Annotated in this window: 24 protein-coding genes; 12 read left to right on the top strand and 12 right to left on the bottom strand. The window is 75.6% G+C overall.

Going from position 1 to position 20,716, the window contains the following annotated elements; translation table 11 throughout:
• Nucleotides 1–83 precede the first annotated feature (83 nt).
• The 4 genes from Cpa01nite_RS00740 to Cpa01nite_RS00725 form a co-directional block, all read right to left on the bottom strand.
• Nucleotides 84–1,352, bottom strand: a complete 1,269-nt coding sequence (locus tag Cpa01nite_RS00740; RefSeq protein WP_203666810.1) for an ATP-binding cassette domain-containing protein — start codon at nucleotides 1,350–1,352, stop codon at nucleotides 84–86.
• Complete coding sequence (locus tag Cpa01nite_RS00735) at nucleotides 1,349–2,107, bottom strand: ABC transporter permease (RefSeq protein ID WP_239068422.1); 759 nt, start codon at nucleotides 2,105–2,107, stop codon at nucleotides 1,349–1,351. The genes Cpa01nite_RS00740 and Cpa01nite_RS00735 overlap by 4 nt, the downstream gene beginning before the upstream one ends.
• Nucleotides 2,108–2,226: 119 nt before the next feature.
• Nucleotides 2,227–3,045 carry a molybdate ABC transporter substrate-binding protein gene (gene modA / locus Cpa01nite_RS00730; RefSeq protein ID WP_239068421.1) on the bottom strand — a complete coding sequence of 273 codons (819 nt, stop codon included), beginning with the start codon at nucleotides 3,043–3,045 and terminating at the stop codon, nucleotides 2,227–2,229.
• Nucleotides 3,042–3,437, bottom strand: coding sequence for a TOBE domain-containing protein (locus tag Cpa01nite_RS00725; protein WP_203666808.1), 396 nt, complete (start codon nucleotides 3,435–3,437; stop codon nucleotides 3,042–3,044). Before Cpa01nite_RS00725 ends, modA begins: the two co-directional genes overlap by 4 nt.
• A 171-nt stretch (nucleotides 3,438–3,608) precedes the next feature.
• On the opposite strand from Cpa01nite_RS00725, the gene Cpa01nite_RS00720 reads away from it, so the two are divergent.
• Nucleotides 3,609–4,172 (top strand): molybdenum cofactor biosynthesis protein MoaE, encoded by a 564-nt coding sequence (locus Cpa01nite_RS00720; RefSeq protein WP_203666807.1) that lies wholly within the window; start codon nucleotides 3,609–3,611, stop codon nucleotides 4,170–4,172.
• 13 nt (nucleotides 4,173–4,185) lie between these two features.
• On the opposite strand, the gene Cpa01nite_RS00715 is transcribed toward Cpa01nite_RS00720, so the two are convergent.
• Complete coding sequence (locus Cpa01nite_RS00715; protein ID WP_239068420.1) at nucleotides 4,186–4,449, bottom strand: MoaD/ThiS family protein; 264 nt, start codon at nucleotides 4,447–4,449, stop codon at nucleotides 4,186–4,188.
• A complete protein-coding gene (moaA, locus tag Cpa01nite_RS00710) occupies nucleotides 4,446–5,486 on the bottom strand; it encodes a GTP 3',8-cyclase MoaA (protein ID WP_203666806.1) in 1,041 nt (346 codons plus the stop codon). Before moaA ends, Cpa01nite_RS00715 begins: the two co-directional genes overlap by 4 nt.
• An 87-nt stretch (nucleotides 5,487–5,573) precedes the next feature.
• Between moaA and Cpa01nite_RS00705 the strand changes: the two genes are divergently transcribed.
• From Cpa01nite_RS00705 to Cpa01nite_RS00695, 3 genes are read left to right on the top strand one after another with little or no spacing between them, the layout of a single operon-like run.
• Nucleotides 5,574–6,788, top strand: a complete 1,215-nt coding sequence (locus Cpa01nite_RS00705; RefSeq protein ID WP_203666805.1) for a molybdopterin molybdotransferase MoeA — start codon at nucleotides 5,574–5,576, stop codon at nucleotides 6,786–6,788.
• Nucleotides 6,789–6,832: 44 nt separating this feature from the next.
• A complete protein-coding gene (gene moaC, locus Cpa01nite_RS00700) occupies nucleotides 6,833–7,261 on the top strand; it encodes a cyclic pyranopterin monophosphate synthase MoaC (protein ID WP_239068437.1) in 429 nt (142 codons plus the stop codon).
• Nucleotides 7,254–7,751, top strand: a complete 498-nt coding sequence (locus Cpa01nite_RS00695; RefSeq protein ID WP_239068419.1) for a MogA/MoaB family molybdenum cofactor biosynthesis protein — start codon at nucleotides 7,254–7,256, stop codon at nucleotides 7,749–7,751. Before moaC ends, Cpa01nite_RS00695 begins: the two co-directional genes overlap by 8 nt.
• Here Cpa01nite_RS00695 and Cpa01nite_RS00690 read toward each other — a convergent pair.
• From Cpa01nite_RS00690 to Cpa01nite_RS00680, 3 genes are all read right to left on the bottom strand, one after another.
• A complete protein-coding gene (locus Cpa01nite_RS00690; RefSeq protein WP_203666803.1) occupies nucleotides 7,745–8,914 on the bottom strand; it encodes a ThiF family adenylyltransferase in 1,170 nt (389 codons plus the stop codon). The genes Cpa01nite_RS00695 and Cpa01nite_RS00690 overlap by 7 nt on opposite strands.
• Nucleotides 8,915–9,187: 273 nt before the next feature.
• On the bottom strand, nucleotides 9,188–10,282 hold the full coding sequence (locus Cpa01nite_RS00685) for an inositol-3-phosphate synthase (protein WP_166941576.1): 1,095 nt from the start codon (nucleotides 10,280–10,282) through the stop codon (nucleotides 9,188–9,190).
• Nucleotides 10,279–10,935 carry a PadR family transcriptional regulator gene (locus tag Cpa01nite_RS00680; protein ID WP_203666802.1) on the bottom strand — a complete coding sequence of 219 codons (657 nt, stop codon included), beginning with the start codon at nucleotides 10,933–10,935 and terminating at the stop codon, nucleotides 10,279–10,281. The genes Cpa01nite_RS00685 and Cpa01nite_RS00680 overlap by 4 nt, the downstream gene beginning before the upstream one ends.
• Nucleotides 10,936–11,276: 341 nt before the next feature.
• Here Cpa01nite_RS00680 and Cpa01nite_RS00675 point away from each other — a divergent pair, with 341 nt between their 5' ends.
• The 6 genes from Cpa01nite_RS00675 to Cpa01nite_RS00650 all read left to right on the top strand — a co-directional run bounded on the left by Cpa01nite_RS00675 (nucleotide 11,277) and on the right by Cpa01nite_RS00650 (nucleotide 15,993).
• Nucleotides 11,277–13,658, top strand: a complete 2,382-nt coding sequence (locus Cpa01nite_RS00675) for a penicillin-binding protein (RefSeq protein WP_203666801.1) — start codon at nucleotides 11,277–11,279, stop codon at nucleotides 13,656–13,658.
• A 172-nt stretch (nucleotides 13,659–13,830) separates the two neighbouring features.
• Nucleotides 13,831–14,124, top strand: coding sequence for a 30S ribosomal protein S6 (gene rpsF, locus Cpa01nite_RS00670; protein ID WP_147795064.1), 294 nt, complete (start codon nucleotides 13,831–13,833; stop codon nucleotides 14,122–14,124).
• A 67-nt stretch (nucleotides 14,125–14,191) separates the two neighbouring features.
• Entirely contained in the window at nucleotides 14,192–14,731 is a 540-nt protein-coding gene (locus Cpa01nite_RS00665; protein ID WP_147795063.1) for a single-stranded DNA-binding protein, read from the top strand.
• Between the two features lie 113 nt (nucleotides 14,732–14,844).
• Nucleotides 14,845–15,081 (top strand): 30S ribosomal protein S18, encoded by a 237-nt coding sequence (rpsR, locus tag Cpa01nite_RS00660; protein ID WP_013772910.1) that lies wholly within the window; start codon nucleotides 14,845–14,847, stop codon nucleotides 15,079–15,081.
• Between the two features lie 14 nt (nucleotides 15,082–15,095).
• Entirely contained in the window at nucleotides 15,096–15,545 is a 450-nt protein-coding gene (gene rplI, locus Cpa01nite_RS00655) for a 50S ribosomal protein L9 (RefSeq protein WP_203666800.1), read from the top strand.
• Nucleotides 15,546–15,672: 127 nt separating this feature from the next.
• Nucleotides 15,673–15,993: a YbaN family protein gene (locus Cpa01nite_RS00650; RefSeq protein WP_203666799.1), complete on the top strand. Its 321-nt coding sequence runs from the start codon at nucleotides 15,673–15,675 to the stop codon at nucleotides 15,991–15,993.
• On the opposite strand, the gene Cpa01nite_RS00645 is transcribed toward Cpa01nite_RS00650, so the two are convergent.
• Nucleotides 15,980–16,411, bottom strand: coding sequence for an arsenate reductase ArsC (locus tag Cpa01nite_RS00645; protein WP_203666798.1), 432 nt, complete (start codon nucleotides 16,409–16,411; stop codon nucleotides 15,980–15,982). The two genes, Cpa01nite_RS00650 and Cpa01nite_RS00645, sit on opposite strands and share 14 nt — an antisense overlap.
• Nucleotides 16,408–17,172: an arsenite methyltransferase gene (gene arsM, locus Cpa01nite_RS00640; RefSeq protein ID WP_203666797.1), complete on the bottom strand. Its 765-nt coding sequence runs from the start codon at nucleotides 17,170–17,172 to the stop codon at nucleotides 16,408–16,410. The genes Cpa01nite_RS00645 and arsM overlap by 4 nt, the downstream gene beginning before the upstream one ends.
• 101 nt (nucleotides 17,173–17,273) lie before the next feature.
• On the opposite strand from arsM, the gene Cpa01nite_RS00635 reads away from it, so the two are divergent.
• On the top strand, nucleotides 17,274–17,642 hold the full coding sequence (locus tag Cpa01nite_RS00635; protein ID WP_373307287.1) for an ArsR/SmtB family transcription factor: 369 nt from the start codon (nucleotides 17,274–17,276) through the stop codon (nucleotides 17,640–17,642).
• Nucleotides 17,643–17,668: 26 nt separating this feature from the next.
• Here the strand turns inward: Cpa01nite_RS00635 and Cpa01nite_RS00630 are convergent, their stop codons facing one another.
• On the bottom strand, nucleotides 17,669–18,985 hold the full coding sequence (locus Cpa01nite_RS00630; protein ID WP_239068418.1) for an MATE family efflux transporter: 1,317 nt from the start codon (nucleotides 18,983–18,985) through the stop codon (nucleotides 17,669–17,671).
• Between the two features lie 329 nt (nucleotides 18,986–19,314).
• Here Cpa01nite_RS00630 and dnaB point away from each other — a divergent pair, with 329 nt between their 5' ends.
• Nucleotides 19,315–20,685, top strand: coding sequence for a replicative DNA helicase (gene dnaB / locus Cpa01nite_RS00625; protein ID WP_203666794.1), 1,371 nt, complete (start codon nucleotides 19,315–19,317; stop codon nucleotides 20,683–20,685).
• The last annotated feature ends 31 nt before the right edge of the window (nucleotides 20,686–20,716 follow it).

The following is a 20,716-nucleotide window of genomic DNA, read 5'->3' as shown; positions in this document are numbered from 1 at the left end:
GCCACGGCCGTGGGACCGAGGTCCCGCCCTGGCCCCCTGACCTGCGGTGCCGCGGGCCGGGGTGAGGCTCGCCTTCCCGTGCGTCAGGCGAGGGGGTCGCGGACGAGGTGCTCTGCGAGCGCCAGGTCGGCCGGCTCGTCGACGTCCAGCGCCTCCGCCGGGTCGAGCGGGACCGGGCGCACCGCGAGCCCGTCGAGCGCCGCGCGCAGCGGGGCCCCGGGCCGGACGCGCGCGAGCCGCGGCCGCAGCGCTGCCGCCCGGTACGCGGCCAGGAGCGGCTGGGACCGGCCGCCGCCGTCGACGCCGACCGCGGCGTCCGTGCCCGGGTGCTCCGCGAGCGCCCGCAGCAGCCGCGGCACCGCCGGCCCGGCGAACGGCTGGTCCCCGGCGAGCGCCACCAGCACGTCGACGTCGCCGAGGGCGGCGGACCCGGCGGCGAGCGCGGCGGCCGGTCCCGAGCCCGGAGGGCGCTCGCGGACCCACCGGGCGTGGGGGTGCCGGCCCATGACCTCCGGCTCGGGCGGGTCGGCGACGACGACCGTCGGCGTGGGCGCGAGGTCGGCGAGCAGGCGGTGCAGGATCGGGCGACCGCCCACCTCCAGCGCGGTCTTGTCACCACCACCGATCCGCCGTGCCGTGCCCCCGGCGAGGACGACGGCCCCCACCCGTGCCGGCGCACCGCCCACCGCCTGCCGTCCGTCCGCGAGGTGGACCGTGCGGTCCGCGAGGTCGGCCGCGTCCGCGGGGTCGTGGGTCACGAGCAGCACCGGCGGGGCGCCGCCCTCGGCCAGCGCGGCGCGCAGGACGGCCCGGACCCGCGGGCGTGCGGCGGCGTCGAGGGCCGCGAACGGCTCGTCGAGCAGCAGGAGGCGGGGCCGGGCCGCCAGCGCGCGGGCCAGCGCGACCCGCTGGGCCTGCCCGCCGGACAGCGACGCCGCCCGGGTGCGGGCCTGGGCGGCGACCTCGAGCCGGTCGAGCCAGCCGAGCGCGTCGCGCCGTGCCCGCCCGGCGGGCGTCCCGCCGGCACGCGGCCCGAACGCGACGTTCTCGACGGCGGTCAGGTGGCCCACCAGGTGCAGGCCCTGCAGCACGACCCCGCACCGCCGGCGCTCCGGCGGCAGGTGCACGCCCGGTCCCTCCAGGACCCGGCCGTCGAGGTGGACCCACCCGTCGGGGCCCCGGCCGCCGGGCACGAGGCCCGCGAGCGCGCGCAGCGCCGTGGACTTGCCCGCGCCGTTCGGCCCGACGAGCGCGACGACCTCACCGGGAGCGGCGGACAGGGCGACGTCGAGCTCGAACGACTCCCTGGTCCGGCGCACCCGCGCGGCCAGGCCGTGCTCGTCAGCCGTCACGCCCGGACCCCGCCGACCCAGCGCCCGCGCAGCGCGACCAGCACCGCGAGGGACAGCGCCACCAGCACCAGGGACAGCGCGACGGCTGCGTCGGGGTCCCGCTCGAGGGCGAGGGCGATCGCGAGCGGCATGGTGCGGGTGGTGCCGGGGAAGCTGCCGGCGAACGTGAGCGTCGCGCCGAACTCGCCGAGCGCGCGGGCGAAGCAGAGGACGGCGCCGGCGGCGATCCCTGGCGCGACGCGCGGCAGGGTGACGCGACGGACCACGTACCAGCGGCCGGCGCCGAGCGTGGCGGCCGCGTCCTCGACCGCGGGGTCGGTCGCTCGCAGCGTCCCCTCCACCGAGACCACCAGGAACGGCAGGGCGACGAACGCCTGCGCGACCACCACGGCGGCCGGGGTGAAGGGCAGCGTGACGCCGAACCACGCGTCGAGGTGCCGGCCGAGCAGCCCGCGGCGACCGAGCAGCATGAGCAGCGCGACGCCACCGACGACGGGCGGCAGCACGAGCGGCACGGTGACGAGCGCGCGGAGCACGCCGAGGCCCGGCAGGTCACCCCGGGCGAGGACCCAGCCGAGCGGCACGCCCACGAGCATGCACGCCGCGGTCGCGACCGTGGCCGTCCGCAGCGACAGGCCGAGCGCCTGGACGACCTCGGGCGACGTGGCCAGGCGCGGCAGGTCGGCCCACGGCGCCGCGGCCACGAGGGCGGCGAGCGGGGTGATCAGCAGCGCGGCGCCGGCCAGCGCGGGCACGAGGAGCGCGAGCGGTGGTGCGCGCCGGGCGCGGGGGCGGCGGCCGCGGGTCGGTCGGGGAGCGGGTGCCGCGCGGGAGACGGTGCCGGCACGGGCGTCGCGGGAGGCGCTGCGCACCGCTACCCGCCGGCGAACCCGGCGGCGACGAGCACCGCGCGCGCCTCGTTCCCGAGCAGCAGCGCCACGAACGCCCGTGCCGCCGCGGGGTTGGGCGCGTCCGTCAGCACCGCGACCGGGTAGTCGTTCACGGCCGCCACGGCCTCGGGGAACGGGATGCTCTCGACGGCGTCGCCCGCCGCCAGCACGTCCGTCCGGTAGACCAGCGCCGCGTCGACCTCACCGAGCACGACCTTGGTGAGGGTCGCGGTGACGTCCGCCTCGTAGGTGTCCGGAGCGGGCGCCAGGCCGGCGACCTCGAGCACCCGCGCCGAGGCGGCGCCGCAGGGGACCTCGACAGCGCAGAGGGCGATGAGGCGCGCCGGGTCGGCGAGGTCGGCCAGCCCCGACACCGCGCCGGGGTTGCCGGGTGGCACGGCGATCTCGAGCGTGTTCCGGGCGAACACCACGGGGTCCTCGGTCACCTCCGCCGCGTCCGCCATGGTCGCGGCGCTGGCGGCGGCGAACAGGTCGGCGGGCGCACCGGCGAGCAGCTGCCGCGCGAGGGCCGAGGACCCGCCGAACGACAGCGTCACGGTCACGCCGGGGTGCGCCTCCTCGAACACCGCGGCGAGCTCGGTGAACGTGCCCTGCAGCGACGCGGCGGCGAGCACGACCAGCTCGCCCGCCACGGCGTCCCCGGCGGCGGGGGAGGTGGCCGTCCCCGGGCCGCTCGCGCCGTCCGCGCGGCCCGGGCCGCTCGCGCAGCCGAGGACACCGAGCACGAGCAGCGCCGCGAGGGCCGCGGGGATCGCGCGGCGCCGCGGGCCCCGGCGGGTCACCGCGGCACCTCCACCACGACGCTGGTCGCCTTCACCGACGCGACGGCCAGGACGCCCGTCTCGAGCCCGAGCTCGTCGGCCGCCTCGCGGCTCACCAGCGAGACCAGCCGGTGCGGACCGGCCTGCACGTCGACCCGCGCCATGACGGAGTCCCGGGCGACCCGGGTCACGATGCCCGGCATGCGGTTCCGTGCGGAGACGACCCCCCGCCCGCCGACCGTGGGCGCCGCGCCGAGGTGCTCGGCGAGCGCGGCGAGGTCGGCGCCGGCGACCGCCCAGCGCCCGGACCCGCTGCGGTGCGCGCGGAGCCGACCGACGTCGACCCACCGCCGGACGGTGTCGTCGCTGACGCCCAGGAGGTCCGCCGCCTCGGCGATCGTGAAGTCGGCCATGCGGGCACGGTGGCAGGCGGCGACCCGCACCTTCGGGACCGGAGGTCCCACTCAGCCGCGCCAGCGGGGCTCCGACCGGTTCGGTCGCCGCGGCTGCGGGCGCCATCGGCACCACTCACGCAGCGCACCGGGCGCCGGTGAGCGCTCCGGGCGCCGCCCTAGCGTGGCCCGATGGCACCCGAGGACGCGACGCCCCCCGAGCCCGTGACCGCCCCCGAGCCCGTGGCGCCCGTCGACGGCGCCGCGCTCGCCGACCGCGCCGTGCTCGCCGACCGCGCCGTGCTCGCCGACCGCGCCGAGCCCGCGGCCGCCCCGGCGGCGGTCGTGCGCGCCGAGGTGACGTCCCTCCCCGTCGACCCCGACGACCTCGCCCGCGCCGTGGCCGGCCCGGGGGCGGGCGCCGTCGTGACGTTCTCGGGCGTGGTCCGGGACCACGACGAGGGCCGACCGGTCTCCGCGCTCACCTACGTGGCGCACCCGTCGGCAGGCGAGGTCCTCGCCGCGGTGGCGGCGGACGTGGCGGCGAGCGCGCCGGTGGCCGCCCTCGCCGCGGTGCACCGCGTGGGCGACCTCACGATCGGCGACTGCGCGCTCGCGGTCGCCGTGGCGTCGCCGCACCGGGCCGAGGCCTTCGCCGCGGCGGCGGCGCTGGTCGACGAGGTGAAGCGCCGGCTCCCGGTGTGGAAGCGCCAGGTGCTGATGGACGGTGCCGAGGAGTGGGTCGCCTGCCCGTGACCGGGGATCGTGGTCACCCGCCGGCGAACGGCGGCAGCAGGTCGACGGTCGTCCCGGCGGCGAGCGGGCGCGTCCGGTCCGGGTCCAGCACGCCGTCCACCAGCACGCTGCACGCGCCCGCGACCCGCACCAGGTCGGCGCCGTGCCGCGCGCACGCCTCCGCCACGAGGGCGCCGGTGGTCGTCCCCGCCGGGACGGCCACCGGCTCCTGGTCGAGGCCCGCGGCCGCGGCCGCGCCCGCGTAGTACCGCAGCAGCACCTGCACCGGCACGGTCACCCTCCGATCGCGCTCATCGTGCGGGAGGCCGACGCGGGGGTGAGCGTCCCCGCGGCGTGGCCCGGCCCCTTGCGGGCGACGGCCCCGGCCCAGGCGGAGGCGACCGCGTCGTCGTCCGCGCCGGAGCGCAGCAGCGCGCGCAGGTCGGCGTCGTCCTCGCCGAACAGGCAGCTGCGGACCCGGCCGTCGGCGGTGAGGCGCACCCGGTCGCACGCGCCGCAGAACGGCTGCGTCACCGAGGCGATGACGCCGACCACGCCGGGGCCGTCCGGGTCGGCGCCGTCCACCGTCCACGAGCGGGCGGGGTCGGAGCCGCGCCGGCCCGGGTCGACCGGGCGCAGTGTGAACGCGGACCGTAGCCGGTCGAGGATCTCCTCCGCCCGGACCACCTGCGCGGGGTCCCAGGCGCCGGCGGGGCCGAGCGGCATCTCCTCGATGAACCGGAGGCGGTACCCCTCGGCGAGCGCCCAGCGGAGCAGCGGCACGGCCTCGTCGTCGTTGACGCCGCGGAGCAGGACGGCGTTGACCTTGACCGGAACCAGGCCCGCGTCCCGCGCGGCGGCCAGGCCGGCCAGCGCGTGGCGCAACCGGTCGCGGCGGGTGATCCGGGCGTACCGGTCGGGCTGCAGCGTGTCGAGCGAGACGTTCACGCGGCCCAGGCCGGCGGCGGCCAGCGCCCTCGCGCGCCGGTCCAGGCCCAGCGCGTTCGTGGTGAGCGAGGTCGCGGTCGGCGTCCCGTCGGCTCGGCGGAGCGCCGCGGTGGCGGCGACGACGCCCTCGAGGCCGCGGCGCAGCAGGGGCTCGCCGCCGGTGAACCGGACCTCCCGGACCCCGAGGCGCTCCACCGCCACGCGGACGAGGCGGACCACCTCGTCGTCGGTGAGCACGTCGTCGCGCGGCAGCCACGGCAGACCCTCGGCCGGCAGGCAGTAGGAGCAGCGCAGGTCGCACCGGTCGGTCAGGGACACGCGCAGGTCGCGGGCGACGCGGCCGAACCCGTCGACCAGCGGCCCGGGCGGCGCGGACCCGGCGGACATGACCACGACGCTAGGCGCGGCGTCCCACCACTCAGCCCGGGCCGCGCGGCCGCTGAGTGGTCGCCGGCGCGGCTAGCGTCGAGCGCCGTGAGCGAGGAGCAGCGCGATCGGACCGTCGAGGAGCACCGTGCGGCGGTGCTCGACGGCCTGCGACCGACGCCGGCCGCCGACCTCGACCCGGCGGAGGCGCTCGGCCTCGTGCTCGCGGAGCCCGTCGCCTCCCGGGTCGACGTGCCCGCCTTCGACAACGCGGCGATGGACGGCTACGCGCTGCACGCCGCCGACCTGGACGGGCCGCGGGACCTGCGGGTCGTCGACGACGTGCCGGCCGGGCGCGTGCCCGCGGCCGCCGTCGCACCCGGCCACGCGGTCCGCGTGATGACCGGCGCCCCCGTGCCGGAGGGCACCGCCGCGGTGGTCCCGGTGGAGCGCACGGACGGCGGCGAGCGCCGGGTCCGGGTGCACGCGCCCCCGGCGCCGGGCGCGCACGTGCGGCGGCGCGCGGAGGACGTCGCCGCCGGCGCGGTCGTGCTCGCGCCGGGCGCGGTCGTCACGCCACCCGTCGTGGGGCTGCTGCACGCCGTCGGCCGCACGGCGGTCCGCGTGCACCGCCGGCCGCGCGTGGTGGTCCTGTCGACCGGCGCCGAGCTCGCCCCGGCCGGCGCCGCGCTCGCGCCGGGCCGGATCCACGACGCGAACGGGCCCATGCTGCTGGCCGCCGCCCGCGAGGCCGGGGCGGACGCGGTGCTCGGCCCGGTCGTGCCGGACCGCCCGGGGGCGGTCCGCGCGGCGCTGGAGCCGCACCTGGCGGACGCCGACCTCGTCGTCACCTCGGCGGGGGTGAGCGCGGGCGCGCACGACGTGGTGAAGGCCGACCTCGCGGGAGCGGGCGTGGTGTTCACCCGGGTCGCGATGCAGCCCGGGCGGCCGCAGGGCTGCGGGCGCCTGGGGGAGCGCGGGGTGCCCGTGGTCACCCTGCCCGGCAACCCGGTCAGCGCCCTCGTGTCCTGGCACCTGTTCGCGCGGCCCGCGGTGCGCCGGCTGCTCGGGCTGCCCGACGCCCTTGGCCCGGTGCGACGGGCGGTCCTCGCCGCACCGCTCGTCTCGCCCCCGGGGCGCCGGCAGTACGTCCGCGCGGTGGTCGCGCCCGCGGCGGAGGGGCCGCCCGCGGCGCACCCGGGCTCGCACCTGCTGGGCGCCCTCGCCCGGTCCGACGGCCTGGTGGTGGTGCCCGAGGACGTCACCGCGCTGCCCGAGGGCGCGGTCGTCGACGTCCTCCTGGTCCGGGACGACGCCTCGTGAGCGCCGACCGCCTGACGCACGTGGACGCCCGGGGCGCGGCCCGGATGGTCGACGTCAGCGGCAAGGAGGTCACCGCCCGGACGGCGACCGCGGCCGGCTTCGTCGCCACCGCGGGGACCGTGGTGGCGCTGCTGCGCGGGTCCGGGGTGCCGAAGGGCGACGCGCTGGCCGTCGCACGGGTCGCCGGGATCCAGGCGGCGAAGCGCACCCCGGACCTCGTCCCGCTGTGCCACCCCGTCGCGGTGCACGGCGTCACGGTCGACCTCGTGGTCGAGGACGCCGGCGTCGCCATCACGGCCACGGTGCGCACCGCCGACCGCACGGGGGTCGAGATGGAGGCGCTGACCTGCGTGGCCGCCGCCGGGCTCACGCTGATCGACATGGTGAAGGCCGTGGACCGCGGCGCGGTGCTGACGGACGTGCGCGTGACCGCCAAGTCGGGCGGGCGCAGCGGGACCTGGCGCCGTGCCTGAGGCGGTCGCGCCGCGCGCCCGCGTGGTCACCGTGTCCACCCGCGCCGCCGCCGGCGTCTACCGGGACCGCGCGGGGCCCGCGCTGGCGGCCGGCCTGGCGCGGCTCGGTTTCGTGGTCGAGGGTCCCGAGGTCGTGCCCGACGGCCCGCCTGCGGGAGCGGCGATCCGGGCGGCCGTGCGCGCGGGCTGCGCACTCGTGGTCACGGCGGGCGGCACGGGGGTCGGCGCCGGCGACGAGACGCCGGAGCAGACCGCACCGCTGCTCGACCGGGCGCTGCCGGGCGTCCCCGAGGCCGTGCGCGCGGCGGGAGCCGCCCGGGGCGTGGCCGCGGCCGTGCTGAGCCGCGGGCTCGCGGGCGTCGCCGGCGCGACGGTGGTGGTCAACCTCCCCGGGTCCGAGCGGGCCGTGCGCGACGCGCTGGCCGCCGTGGGCCCCGCGCTGCGGCACGCGGTCGACCAGGTCGCCGGCCACGACCACGCCCCTCAGTAGCGCGGCAGCGTCGGGTCCACCTCGTCGACCCAGGCCAGGATCCCGCCCGCGAGGTGCACGGCGTCGAACCCGCGCGCACGGACCAGCGCCAGCACCTCCGCCGACCGCGCGCCCGACCGGCAGTGCAGGACCAGCGGCCGGCCGGGGTCGAGGTCCCTGAAGGCGGACCCGTCCAGGAACGCGGACCGCGGCACCAGTCGGGCGCCGGGGACGGCGACCAGCGCGTGCTCCGCGGGCTCGCGCACGTCCACCAGGTCCAGGTCGTCGCCCCCGCGCGCCCGGGCCGCGAGCCGGGCCGCGAGCTCAGGCGCCGTGATCGTCGGCAGCGCCTCGCCCGACGGGCAGGCGTCCGGGAGGTCCGCCAGGGCGGTCGCCGGGTGCCCGCCGGGGCGCGGGTGCACGGGCACCTCGCGCCACCGGCCGCCGAGGGCGTCGAGCACGAGCACCCGGCCCAGCAGCGGCTCGCCGGTCCCGGTCAGGAGCTTCACGACCTCGACGGCCATGGTCGACCCGACCACCCCGCACACGGCGCCCAGCACGCCCGCCTCGGCGCAGGACGGCACGGTGCCCGGAGCCGGCGGCGTGCCGAGGACGTCCCGGTAGCGCACGCCGGCGCACCCCGAGGTCGCGGGCGGATCCGCCCAGAACAGCGACACCTGCGCGTCGAACCGCAGCACCGCGCCCCACACCAGCGGCAGGCCGGCGAGCGCGCACGCGTCGTCCAGGAGGAACCGGGTGGCGAAGGTGTCCGTGCCGTCGACCACCACGTCGTACCCCGACAGCACGCCCGGGGCGGTGGCCGCGGTCAGGCGGACCCGGTGCTCGACCACCGTGACCAGGGGGTCCAGCGCCCGCACGGCGTCCGCGGCGCTCGCGGTCTTCGCGCGGCCCACGTCGGCGTCGGCGTGCACGACCTGGCGCTGCAGGTTGGACGGCTCCACGACGTCGTCGTCCACGATCCCCAGCGTCCCGACGCCCGCCGCCGCGAGGTACAGCAGGACCGGCGACCCCAGGCCGCCCGCGCCGACGACCAGCACCCGCGCGCGGCGCAGCCGACGCTGCCCGCGTTCGCCGATCCCGGGCATGAGCAGGTGCCGGGAGAACCGGGCGCGCTCCGCGGCGGTGAGCGGCGGTCCGGGGTCGACCAGGGGCGGCAGGGGCATCGCGGGGCTCCGGCGTCGGAGGGCGGGTGCCGCCGACGTTAGCGACGCGCGGCCGCGGCCTCGGGGGGCCGAACGTCCCGGCCGGCCCGGACCCGGGCCGGCCCCGGGCGCGACGGGGCCCCGGTGACGCGGACGTCACCGGGGCCCCGTGGTCGATCAGCGGATCAGCCGATCAGCCGATCATCGCTCGATCCTGCGGTCGCGCTGATCCTGCGCTCCGCTGCGGGCGGGTCGCTCGCTGCGCTCGCGCCCCACCCTCCGCTGCGCTCCGGATCAGCGCTCGATCTCGCCGCGGATGAACTTCTCCACGAGCTCCCGGCCGTGCTGGTCCTCGTGCTGGACCGGCGGGGACTTCATGAAGTAGGTCGACGCCGACAGGATCGGGCCGCCGATGCCGCGGTCCTTGGCGATCTTCGCGGCGCGGACGGCGTCGATGATGATGCCGGCCGAGTTGGGGGAGTCCCAGACCTCGAGCTTGTACTCGAGGTTCAGGGGCACCTCGCCGAACGCGCGGCCCTCGAGGCGGACGTACGCCCACTTGCGGTCGTCGAGCCAGGCGACGTAGTCCGACGGGCCGATGTGGACGTTGCGGTCGTCCTTCTTGCCGGCCAGCGGGCCGTCCTCGAGGTTCGAGGTGACGGCCTGGGTCTTCGAGATCTTCTTGGACTCCAGGCGCTCGCGCTCGAGCATGTTCTTGAAGTCCATGTTGCCGCCGACGTTCAGCTGGTACGTGCGGTCCAGGATGACGCCGCGGTCCTCGAACAGGCGGGCGAGCACGCGGTGCGTGATGGTCGCGCCGACCTGGGACTTGATGTCGTCGCCGACGATCGGCACGCCGGCCGCCTCGAACTTCGCCGCCCACTCCGGGTCGGAGGCGATGAAGACGGGCAGCGCGTTGACGAAGGCCACGCCCGCGTCGATGCAGGCCTGCGCGTAGAACTTGTCGGCCTCCTCGGAGCCCACCGGGAGGTAGGAGACGAGGACGTCCACCTTCGCGTCCTTGAGCGCCTGGACGACGTCGACCGGCTCCGCGTCGGACTCCTCGATCGTCTGCGCGTAGTACTTGCCCACGCCGTCGAGGGTCGGGCCGCGCTGGACGGTCACGCCGAGCGGCGGGACGTCGGCGATCTTGATGGTGTTGTTCTCCGACGCGACGATGGCCTCGGAGAGGTCGAAGCCGACCTTCTTGGCGTCGACGTCGAACGCGAGGACGAACTCCAGGTCGGAGACGTGGTAGTCGCCGAACTGCACGTGCATGAGGCCCGGCACCTTGGTGCTCGGGTCGGCGTCGGCGTAGTAGTGCACGCCCTGGACAAGCGACGAGGCGCAGTTGCCCACGCCCGCGATCGCAACGCGGATGGCGGTCATCCTCGCTCCTTCTGAGGGGGTTGTGCCGCGACGATGGAGTCATCCTCGACAGCGTTCGTGCGGGCGTCGGCCGGCCGGCCGACACCTCGGGGACGGGCGCCGCGGTTGCTGCGCTCGTGGTCGATGAGGTCGTCGAGCCAGCGGACCTCGCGCTCGACCTGCTCGAGCCCGTGGCGCTGCAGCTCGAGGGTGTACTCGTCCATGCGGACGCGGGTGCGCGACACGGAGTCCTTGATGAGCTCCAGCCGCTCGGTCATCCGGGTGCGCCGGCCCTCGAGGATCCGCAGCCGGGTCTCGGCGTCGGTCTGGGCGAAGAAGGCGAACCGGAAGCCGAAGTTCTCGTCCTCCCACGCCGCCGGCCCGGAGGAGGCCAGCACGTGCTGGAACTGCTCCTTGCCCTCGGCGGTGAGCTGGTAGACGATCCGGGCGCGCTTGCCGGCGAGGCCGTGGGCCGGCGCCTGCTGCGGGTCGGAGCCCGCGATGAGGCCCCGCGCCACCAGCGACTTGAGCGCCGGGTAGAGCGAGCCGTACGACAGCGCGCGGAACGAGCCGAGCAGCAGGTTGAGCCGCTTGCGCAGCTCGTACCCGTGCATCGGGGAGTCGTGCAGCAGGCCGAGGATGGCCGACTCGAGCACGTCGGAACGTCCGCGCACCGTGGCCTCCTCCCGCTCGTCCGCACCTCGATGTATCGAACTGATACATCGGGGAGGGTAGGACGATCCGGGTGATCCGGGCAACACCTGGCGCCGCCGGGCGCGTCGGCGCGGCCGGTCACGTGTCCGAGTCGCAGGTCACGTGCCGTGGCGGGGGCGCGACTGGGAGGATGCTCACCGGGCGGGGGAGCCGGGCGGGGGACCTCGTGGCGATCGTGTGGAAATCGCCGGGAACGGCCGTCCCGCCCGGGGCCTCGCGGGGTCGCTCGCGCATACTGATCCGGGCCCGGACGGCTCCCTGCCGCTCGCAGCCCCTCTTTCGTCCACAGGAAGGCAGTGCGTTGGCAGGCTCTGACCGACGGTCCACGACGACCGCCGCGCGCGGTGGGTCCGCGTCCGGCGGCCGGCGCCGGGTCTTCGACTACCCCCGACGGGGCTACCGCGGCCTGCACCGCTGGCTGCCCTCGTGGCGGTTCGTGGTCGGGTCCGTGATCGGCTTCGTCTTCCTGTGCCTCGGGGTGGGCGTCGCGGCGTACGCGATGACCGACGTGCCGGCTCCGGACGACTTCGCCGAGGAGCAGGCCTCGACGGTCTACTTCGCGGACGGCACGACCGAGCTCGGGACGTTCGAGGGCCCCAACCGCAACCTCGTGGACTACGAGACGCTGCCCGAGTTCGTCGGCCAGGCCGTCGTCTCCGCCGAGGACCGCACCTTCTTCGAGAACCAGGGGATCTCGCCCACCGGCATGGTCCGCGCGTTCCTCAACAACATCCAGGGCGGCGCGACGCAGGGCGCGTCCACGCTGACCCAGCAGTACGTCGAGCGGTACTACGTCGGCGAGACGACCACGTCGTACGTCGGCAAGGCCAAGGAGGCGCTGCTCGCCATCAAGATCGCGCAGTCCGAGACCAAGGAGCAGATCCTCGGCCGGTACCTGAACACGATCTACTTCGGCCGGAACGCGTACGGCATCGACGCCGCCGCGCAGGTCTACTTCGGCAAGCCCGCCGCCGAGCTCGACGTCTCGCAGGCGGCGCTGCTCGCGGGGCTGATCCCGTCGCCGAACAACTGGGACCCGGCCGTCAGCCCGGAGAAGGCGCAGCAGCGCTGGGAGTACGTGCTCGACGGCATGGTCCGCGACGGCTACCTCACGCAGGCGGACCGCGACGCGCTGGTCTTCCCCGGGACGATCGCCTACGAGCGCAGCGACCGGTACGGCGGCACCAACGGGTACCTGCTCGACTACGTGCGCCAGGAGCTCGAGGCGACCGGGTCGATCACCGAGGACATGCTCGGGCGGCGGGGCCTGTCGATCGTCACGACGATCGAGCCGGACGTGCAGAACGCCGCGGTGGCGTCGGTGGACCAGATGCGCGCCGGCGCCCTGTCGGACGGCGAGACGCCGTCCGCGGCGCTCAAGGTCGGCGTCGTCTCGGTCGACCCGGCCAACGGCGCCATCGTGTCGATGTACGGCGGGCCGAACTTCCTCGAGGACCAGATCAACCGCGCGACCCGCAGCACGGGCATGCAGGCCGGCTCGACGTTCAAGCCCTTCACGCTGATCGCCGCGCTGGAGAACGGGATCCCGCTGACGAAGCGGTACCCGGGCTACTCGCCGCAGGAGTTCGACACCTGGCGGGTCAACAACTTCGGCGGGACCGACTTCGGCAACATCGACCTCGTCAAGGCCACGGAGCAGTCGGTCAACACGGTGTACGCGCAGGTCAACCTCGAGGTGGGCCCGGAGAAGACCGCGGAGGTCGCGTCGCGCGCGGGCGTGACCTCGCCCGTCAACAGCGAGCCGTCGAACGTGCTCGGCACCGACGACGTGAGCCCGCTGTCGATGGCCTCGGCCTACGCGACGATCGCGTCCCAGGGTGTCTACCACAAGCCGTTCATGGTGGCCACGGCCACCTACCCCGACGGCGAGGTCGCGTACAGCGGGGCCACGCAGCCGCTGCAGCAGTTCGACGCGGGCGTCATGGCGGACGCGACGTACGCGATGACGCAGGTCGTGGAGAACGGCTCGGCGGAGAACTACATCTCCCCGATCGGCCGGGACATCGCCGGCAAGACGGGCACCTCGAACGAGAACAAGTCGGCGTGGTTCGTCGGCTTCACGCCCCAGATCGTCACGGCCGTCGCGCTCAGCCAGGTCGGCGACAACGGCGCCGACCAGGTGACGATCACGCCGTGGGGCGGCGTCCGCGAGGTCACCGGCGGCACGTGGCCGTCCGCGCTGTGGGCGCAGTACATGACGCCGGTGCTGCAGCTGCCCAAGTACGCGACGCCGGTGCCGTTCCCGGATCGGGCGAACGTCAACGCCGCCGCCGTCCCGACGTCGGAGCCGACGACGTCGGCGCCCGTGGAGACGCCGACGCCCGAGGCGCCCGTCGAGCCGACGACCATCGCGGTGCCGTCGGGTCTGACGGGGCAGCTGTCGGGCGACGCCCAGGCGGCGCTGCAGAACGCGGGCCTGGTGCCGACCACGGTCGAGGAGGTCAACCCCGCCGCCGCCGGCACCGTCCTCGGGGTGAGCCCGGGGGAGGGCTCGCAGGTGGCGCCCGGCTCGACCGTGACGCTGCGCGTGTCGTCCGGGCCCGCGCAGCCGGCGCAGCCGGAGCCCGAGCCGACCCAGAACCCGCAGCCGGGGAACGGTCAGGGTGGCGAGCAGGGCGCCGGCCAGGCGAACCCCGCCAACCCGGCCAACCCCGGCGGCTGACCACGCGCCGGCCACCCGGTCCGGCGATCCCGCGGGGCCGCCGGACCGGGTAGACTGGTGCGCTGCTGCGCCCGCTCGACCGTCGCCATCGACGGACGGCGCGGGGGAAGCGACGCAACGACACCCTCCTGCCACGGAACGACCGTGGCCGCCGAGACCAGAGGAGGTGGGTATGAGCCTGCGTCAGTACGAGATCATGATCATCCTCGACCCCAGCATCGACGAGCGCACCGTCGCCCCGTCGCTCGACAAGTACCTGTCGGTCGTCAAGACCGACGGCGGCTCCGTCGACAACGTGGACATCTGGGGCCGTCGCCGCCTGGCGTACGACATCAAGAAGAAGTCCGAGGGCATCTACGCCGTCGTCGACTTCTCCTCGACGTCGGACACCGCCAAGGAGCTGGACCGTCAGCTGGGCCTCAACGAGGTCGTCCTCCGCACGAAGGTCCTCCGCAAGGAGTCCTGACTGTCGGACCGCGCGCGTACCGTGCGGGACACCCTTCGACGAGCAACGACGAGAACGAGGAGCTGGCATGGCTGGTGACACCACCATCACGGTGATCGGGAACCTGACCGCCGACCCGGAGCTGCGGTTCACGCCCTCCGGCGCTGCGGTCGCGAACTTCACCGTGGCGTCCACGCCGCGCACGTTCGACCGCCAGAGCAACGAGTGGAAGGACGGCGACACGCTGTTCCTCCGCTGCTCGATCTGGCGGGAGGCGGCGGAGAACGTCGCCGAGTCGCTCACCAAGGGCACCCGCGTGATCGTCAGCGGCCGCCTCGTCCAGCGGTCCTACGAGACCCGCGAGGGCGAGAAGCGCACCGTCTACGAGCTGCAGGTCGACGAGGTCGGCCCGTCGCTCCGCTACGCCTCGGCCAAGGTCACCCGGACCCAGCGGTCCGGTGGCGGCGGCGGTGGGTTCGGCGGCGGCGGTGGCGGCGGCTTCAACGGCGGTGGCGGCGGCGGTGGCGGCTTCAACGGCGGCGGCCAGTCCGCGCAGCAGGACGACCCGTGGGCCACGCCCGCGGGCGGCGGCGGCGCGGGCGGCTACTCCGACGAGCCCCCGTTCTGATCGAGCACCGCTGACCGCCAGGTCGGCACCGGCGCGACGCGCGCCACCACGAACATCCCATCCCGGGGCATGGCAACGCCCCGGGCTCCGTACGTAGAACAAGGAGCACCACGATGGCCAAGGCCGTTGTCCGGAAGCCCAAGAAGAAGCAGAACCCGCTCAAGGCGGCGAAGATCGAGTCGGTCGACTACAAGGACACCGCCCTGCTGCGGAAGTTCATCTCCGACCGCGGGAAGATCCGCGCCCGCCGCGTGACCGGCGTGTCCGTCCAGGAGCAGCGCGCGATCGCGCGGGCCGTGAAGAACGCCCGCGAGATGGCGCTCCTGCCGTACTCGTCGTCGGCTCGCTGAGAAGGAGCAACAAGATGGCCAAGCTCATCCTGACCCACGAGGTCACGGGCCTCGGCGCTCCCGGCGACGTCGTCGACGTCAAGGACGGGTACGCCCGCAACTACCTCGTCCCGCGCGGTCTCGCGACCACGTGGAGCAAGGGCGCGGAGAAGGAGATCACGGCGATCCGCCGTGCTCGCAAGACCCGCGAGATCGCGACCCTCGACGAGGCGCGCGCCGTGCGCGACTCGCTCCAGGGCAACCCGGTCACCGTGTCGGCGAAGTCCGGCGACGCCGGCCGCCTGTTCGGTGCCGTCACGACCGCCGAGATCGCCGAGGCCGTCAAGGCCGCCGGTGGCCCGTCGATCGACCGCCGCAAGATCGAGGTCGCGCAGCCGATCAAGTCGACCGGCGAGTACGCGGTGCAGGTCCGCCTGCACCCGGAGGTCTCCGCGAAGCTGACCGTCAAGGTCGTCGCCGCCTGACCCCACGCGCCCGCGCGTCACGCACGCCCCGTCCCGGTCCGCCGGGGCGGGGCGTGCGTGCGTCCCGGGTGCAAGATCCGTCTCGCGGCCGAGGCGCCGGCGCGCCGGGCCGCCTACGGTCGAGGGCATGACGGACCAGCCGACCACGCCGCCGTCCGAGCCGGACGGGCCCGGCCGCGCGCCCACCGAGGCCGGCGCGGAGGACGAGCAGAACCGGGCGGCCTTCTTCCCGATCGGCCTCGTGTTCCTCGTGCTCGGTCTCATGGGGTTCGCCAACGACTCGATGCGGTACGCGTCGTTCGCGTTCCTGCCCGTCGGCGTGGTGTTCCTGATCCTCGCGGCGCAGGGGCGCTCGGGAGGGGCCGAGGACGCCGCCCCTGCGGCGGAGCCGCCTGGTTCGCAGCCCGGTCCCGGCCCGGCGGAGGGGCCGGACGTCACACCCCGCTGAGCGGACCCGCCTGCGGCACGCCGAGCTCGGCGAGCAGCTCCTCGACCCGGCCGCGGATCTCGTCGCGCACGCGCCGCACCATCGCGAGGTCCTGGCCGGCCGGGTCCTCGAGGACCCAGTCCTCGTAGCGCGTCCCCGGGAAGTACGGACAGGCGTCGCCGCAGCCCATCGTCACGACGACGTCGGACGTCTGCACCGCCTCGGGCGTGAGCACCTTCGGCCGCTCGGCGGTGATGTCGATGCCGAGCTCCGCCATCGCCTCGACCGCGACGGGGTTGACCCGGTCGGCGGGAGCGGACCCGGCCGAGCGGACCTCGACGGCGCCGCCCGACAGCGAGGTCAGCAGGCCCGCGGCCATCTGCGAGCGGCCGGCGTTGTGCACGCAGACGAACAGCACGCTGGGGCGGGGGTCGGTCATCGGGGGTTCTCCTCGGTGGTGTCGGGTCCCGTGGGGCGGGAGGCGCGCACGATCGCGCCGTGCATGCCGTCGGCGACAGCATGCGTGAAGGTGACGTCCGCGTCGACGAACCCGGCCGCGGCGAGCAGGTCGAGGTACTCGGTCCGGGAGAGCGCGCCGGCGATGCAGCCGACGTACGAGCCGCGCTCCGCGCGCTGGTCCGGCGTGAGGTGGTCCTCGGCGACGACGTCGGAGATGCCCAGCCTGCCTCCGGGCGCGAGGACGCGGAACGCCTCGGCCAGCACGCGCGGCTTGTCGGGGGACAGGTTGACCACGCAGTTCGAGATCACGACGTCGACGGCGGCGTCGGGCAGCGGGAGGTCCTCGATCGTGCCGCGGTGGAACGCGACGTTCGACGCGCCGGCCCGGGCGGCGTTGGCGCGGGCGAGGTCGAGCATCTCGTCGGTCATGTCGACGCCGTGCGCGAAGCCGGACGGGCCGACGCGCCGCGCCGAGAGCAGGACGTCGATGCCGCCGCCCGAGCCGAGGTCGAGCACGCGCTCACCCGGGCGGAGGTCGGCGACCGCCAGCGGGTTGCCGCACCCCAGCGACGCGAGGCGGGCCTCCACGGGGATGCCCGCGAGCTCGGTGGCGTCGTACAGCGTCTCGCCGAACCTCCCGGCCTCGCCCGTCGGCGCCTCGGGCCCGCAGCAGCCCGGCCCGGCCGGAGCGGTGGCCGCGGCGGCGTACCGGCGCCGGACCTCGTCGCGCACATCAGCCATGGTCGTCTCCCTCGTATCGATGTCTGTCGATGAATCGTGGCAAGGGTCGGCTTTCCGTGTCAACCATCGACATCGATCGATGTGTGCGCCACGATGGTCCCGTGACCTCGACGACCCCCGCCCTGCTGCCGATCGCCGGCGACGCGTGCTGCTCCGGCGCTGCGGACGCCGGGGCGCTCGCCGAGCCGGAGGCGCAGGCGCTCGCCCGGCGGCTCAAGGCGCTGGCCGACCCGACCCGGCTGCGGCTGCTGTCCATCATCGCCGCGCACGAGGGCGCCGAGGCGTGCGTGTGCGACCTCACCGAGCCGGTGGGGCTGTCGCAGCCGACGGTGTCGCACCATCTCAAGCAGCTCGTCGACGCGGGGCTGCTCAGCCGGGACAAGCGAGGGGTGTGGGCGTACTACGCGCTGCGGCCCGGCGCGCTCGACGACGTCGCTCACGCGCTGGTCGCGGGGGTGGCGCCGCGCTGACCCCGCGCCGGCCCCGCGCCGGCAGGTCAGGCGCCGGTGACCATCCAGGTGTCCCGGCGGGCGCGCAGCCCGGTCGTCACCGCGCGCGCGAGCATGAACACGCCCGCGAACGCCGCCCACAGCCACGCCAGCCCCGCCCAGCCCTCCGGCGCCCAGGCCCGCACCGCCAGCGCGACCGGGACGTACGCGACCAGCGTGACCATGCCCGCGGCCGCGAGGAACCGGCCGTCCCCGGCCCCGATCAGCACGCCGTCGAGGACGAACACCCAGCCGGCCATCGGCATCAGCACGGCGGCCACGACGAGGCTGACGGTGATGGCGTGCCGGACGTCGGGGTCGGTGGTGAAGGCGGCGGACAGCCACCAGCCGAGGCCGCCGAGGACGACGCCCAGCACCGCCCCCGCACCGACGCCCCAGGCCAGCGTGCGGCGCAGCAGGGCGCGGACCAGGCCCGTGTCGCCCGCGCCGAGGGCGTGCCCGATCAGCGCCTGGGCGGCGATCGCGAGCGCGTCGAGCGCGAACGCCGCGAACCCCCAGATCGCGTTCACCACCTGGTGGCCGGCGAGGGCGACCGGGCCGAGGCTCGTGGCGACCCACACGGTCAGCAGGATCGCCGCGCGGAGCGACAGGGTGCGCAGCAGCAGCGGCGTGCCGGTGCGGACGCCCGCGAGGATGCCGCCCGGCGCCGGGCGCAGGGACGCCCCCGCGGCCCGCGCGCCGCGCACCACCACGACGGTGAGCGCGACGCCCATCGCCAGCTGGGTGGCGGCGGTCCCGGCGCCGGAGCCCGCGATGCCGAGGTGCAGGCCGTAGACGAGGACGACGTTGAGGACCGCGTTGACGGCGGCGCCGACGCCGGCGACGACCAGGGGCGTCCTCGTGTCCTGGAGGCCGCGCAACGCGCCCGTGGCGGCGAGCACCACCAGCATGCCGGGCAGGCCGGGCGCTGAGGCGCGCAGGTAGGTCGTGGCCTGGCCCGCCACGTCGCCGGTGGCGCCCAGCGCCCCCACGGCCCACGGCGCGACGACGAGGGCCACTGCGGCCAGCACCACGCCGAGCCCCGCGGCGAGCCACAGCCCGTCCACGCCGACCTGCAGCGCCCCGGACCGGTCGCCCGCGCCGGTCCTCCGCGCCACCACCGCGGTCGTGGCGTAGGCGAGGAACACGCACAGGCCGACCACCGTGACGAGCAGCGTCGACGCGAGGGACAGCCCGGCGAGCTCGGTCGTCCCCAGGCGGCCGACGACGGCCGAGTCCACCAGCACGAACAGCGGCTCGGCGACCAGCGCGCCGAGCGCGGGCACGGCGAGGCCGAGGATCTGGCGGTCGACGGTGGACGGCACCTGTCCGAGGCGTGAAATGGCGGCCAACTTCTTCCCGTCCACATGGGTCAGCGGTGTTTGCGCCGGTGAGAACGCCCTGCTCACAGGCTCGTCCGGCTCTGTCCACACCTGTGTCCACGACCTGTGGACAAGATGCGGCGTGCGTCCACAGCCTTCCACAAGCTCGTCCCCAGGCCCTGTGTGCGTCTCGCTCGACGGGCCGTCCGGCGGGCGCCTACCCTCGCGACGGCGCGTGAGCCGGGACCCGAACCCAGGGGTCCCGAGCGTGTCGGAGGCTGGTGCGACCATCGGTTCGGGTCGACGGCGGGGACGAGCGAGGGCGGGGCACTGTGACGATCGACGAGCTGGAGTTCGGGGCACCCGCGGGGCAGGGCCGCGCGGCGTTCGACCGCACGCCGCCGCAGGACCTCGACGCGGAGCAGAGCGTGCTCGGCGGCATGATGATCTCGAAGGACGCCATCGCCGACGTCGTCGAGGAGATCCGCGGCACCGACTTCTACCGGCCCGCGCACGAGGCGATCTACGACGCGATCCTCGACCTGTACGGCCGCGGCGAGCCCGCCGACGCCGTGACGGTCGCGGACGAGCTGACCAAGCGCGGCGAGATCACCCGCGTGGGCGGCGTGCCCTACCTGCACACGCTCATCTCGATGGTGCCGACCGCGGCCAACGCCGGGTACTACGCCCGCATCGTCCAGGAGCGCGCCGTGCTGCGCCGCCTGGTCGAGGCCGGCACCCGCATCGTGCAGCTCGGCTACGCGACCGAGGGCGGCGACGTCGAGGAGATCGTCAACAACGCCCAGGCCGAGGTGTACGCGGTCAGCGACCGGCGCACCACCGAGGACTACCACCGGCTCGGCGAGGTCGTCGCCGGCACCCTCGACGAGATCGAGTCCGCCGGGCACCGCGGCGAGGGCATGGTCGGCACCCCGACCGGCTTCGCCGACCTGGACCGCCTGACCAACGGCCTCCACCCCGGGCAGATGATCGTCATCGCCGCCCGACCGGCCATCGGCAAGTCGACGCTCGCGCTGGACTTCGCCCGCGCCGCGTCGATCAAGCACCAGCAGGCGTCCGTCGTGTTCTCCCTCGAGATGAGCCGCTCCGAGATCACGATGCGCCTGCTGTCCGCCGAGGCGCGCGTGCCGCTGCAGAAGATGCGCAACGGCACCATGGGCGACGACGACTGGCAGAAGCTCGCGCAGATCCAGGGCAAGCTCACCGAGGCGCCCCTGTTCATCGACGACTCGCCCAACATGTCGCTGATGGAGATCCGCGCGAAGTGCCGGCGGCTCAAGCAGAAGAACGACCTCAAGCTCGTCATCATCGACTACCTGCAGCTGATGTCGTCCGGCAAGCGCGTCGAGTCCCGCCAGCAGGAGGTCTCGGAGTTCTCCCGTGCGCTCAAGCTGCTCGCGAAGGAGCTCGAGGTCCCGGTCATCGCGCTGTCGCAGCTGAACCGTGGTCCCGAGCAGCGCACGGACAAGAAGCCCGCCATGTCCGACCTGCGTGAGTCCGGGTCCATCGAGCAGGACGCCGACATGGTGATCCTGCTGCACCGCGAGGACGCGTACGAGCGGGAGTCGCCGCGCGCCGGCGAGGCGGACCTGATCGTGGCCAAGCACCGTAACGGCCCGACCGACGTCATCACCGTGGCGTTCCAGGGGCACTACTCGCGGTTCGTGGACATGCAGGCCTGAGCCCGGTTGCTGAGCAAACGCGTAGATGCGA

Origin of the sequence: Cellulomonas pakistanensis (assembly GCF_016862755.1) — a bacterium.
In the GTDB taxonomy this organism is placed as follows: Bacteria; Actinomycetota; Actinomycetes; order Actinomycetales; family Cellulomonadaceae; genus Cellulomonas; species Cellulomonas pakistanensis.
The sequence above is the reverse complement of the archived record's forward strand: the minus strand, read 5'-3'. Positions and strand labels throughout refer to the sequence as shown.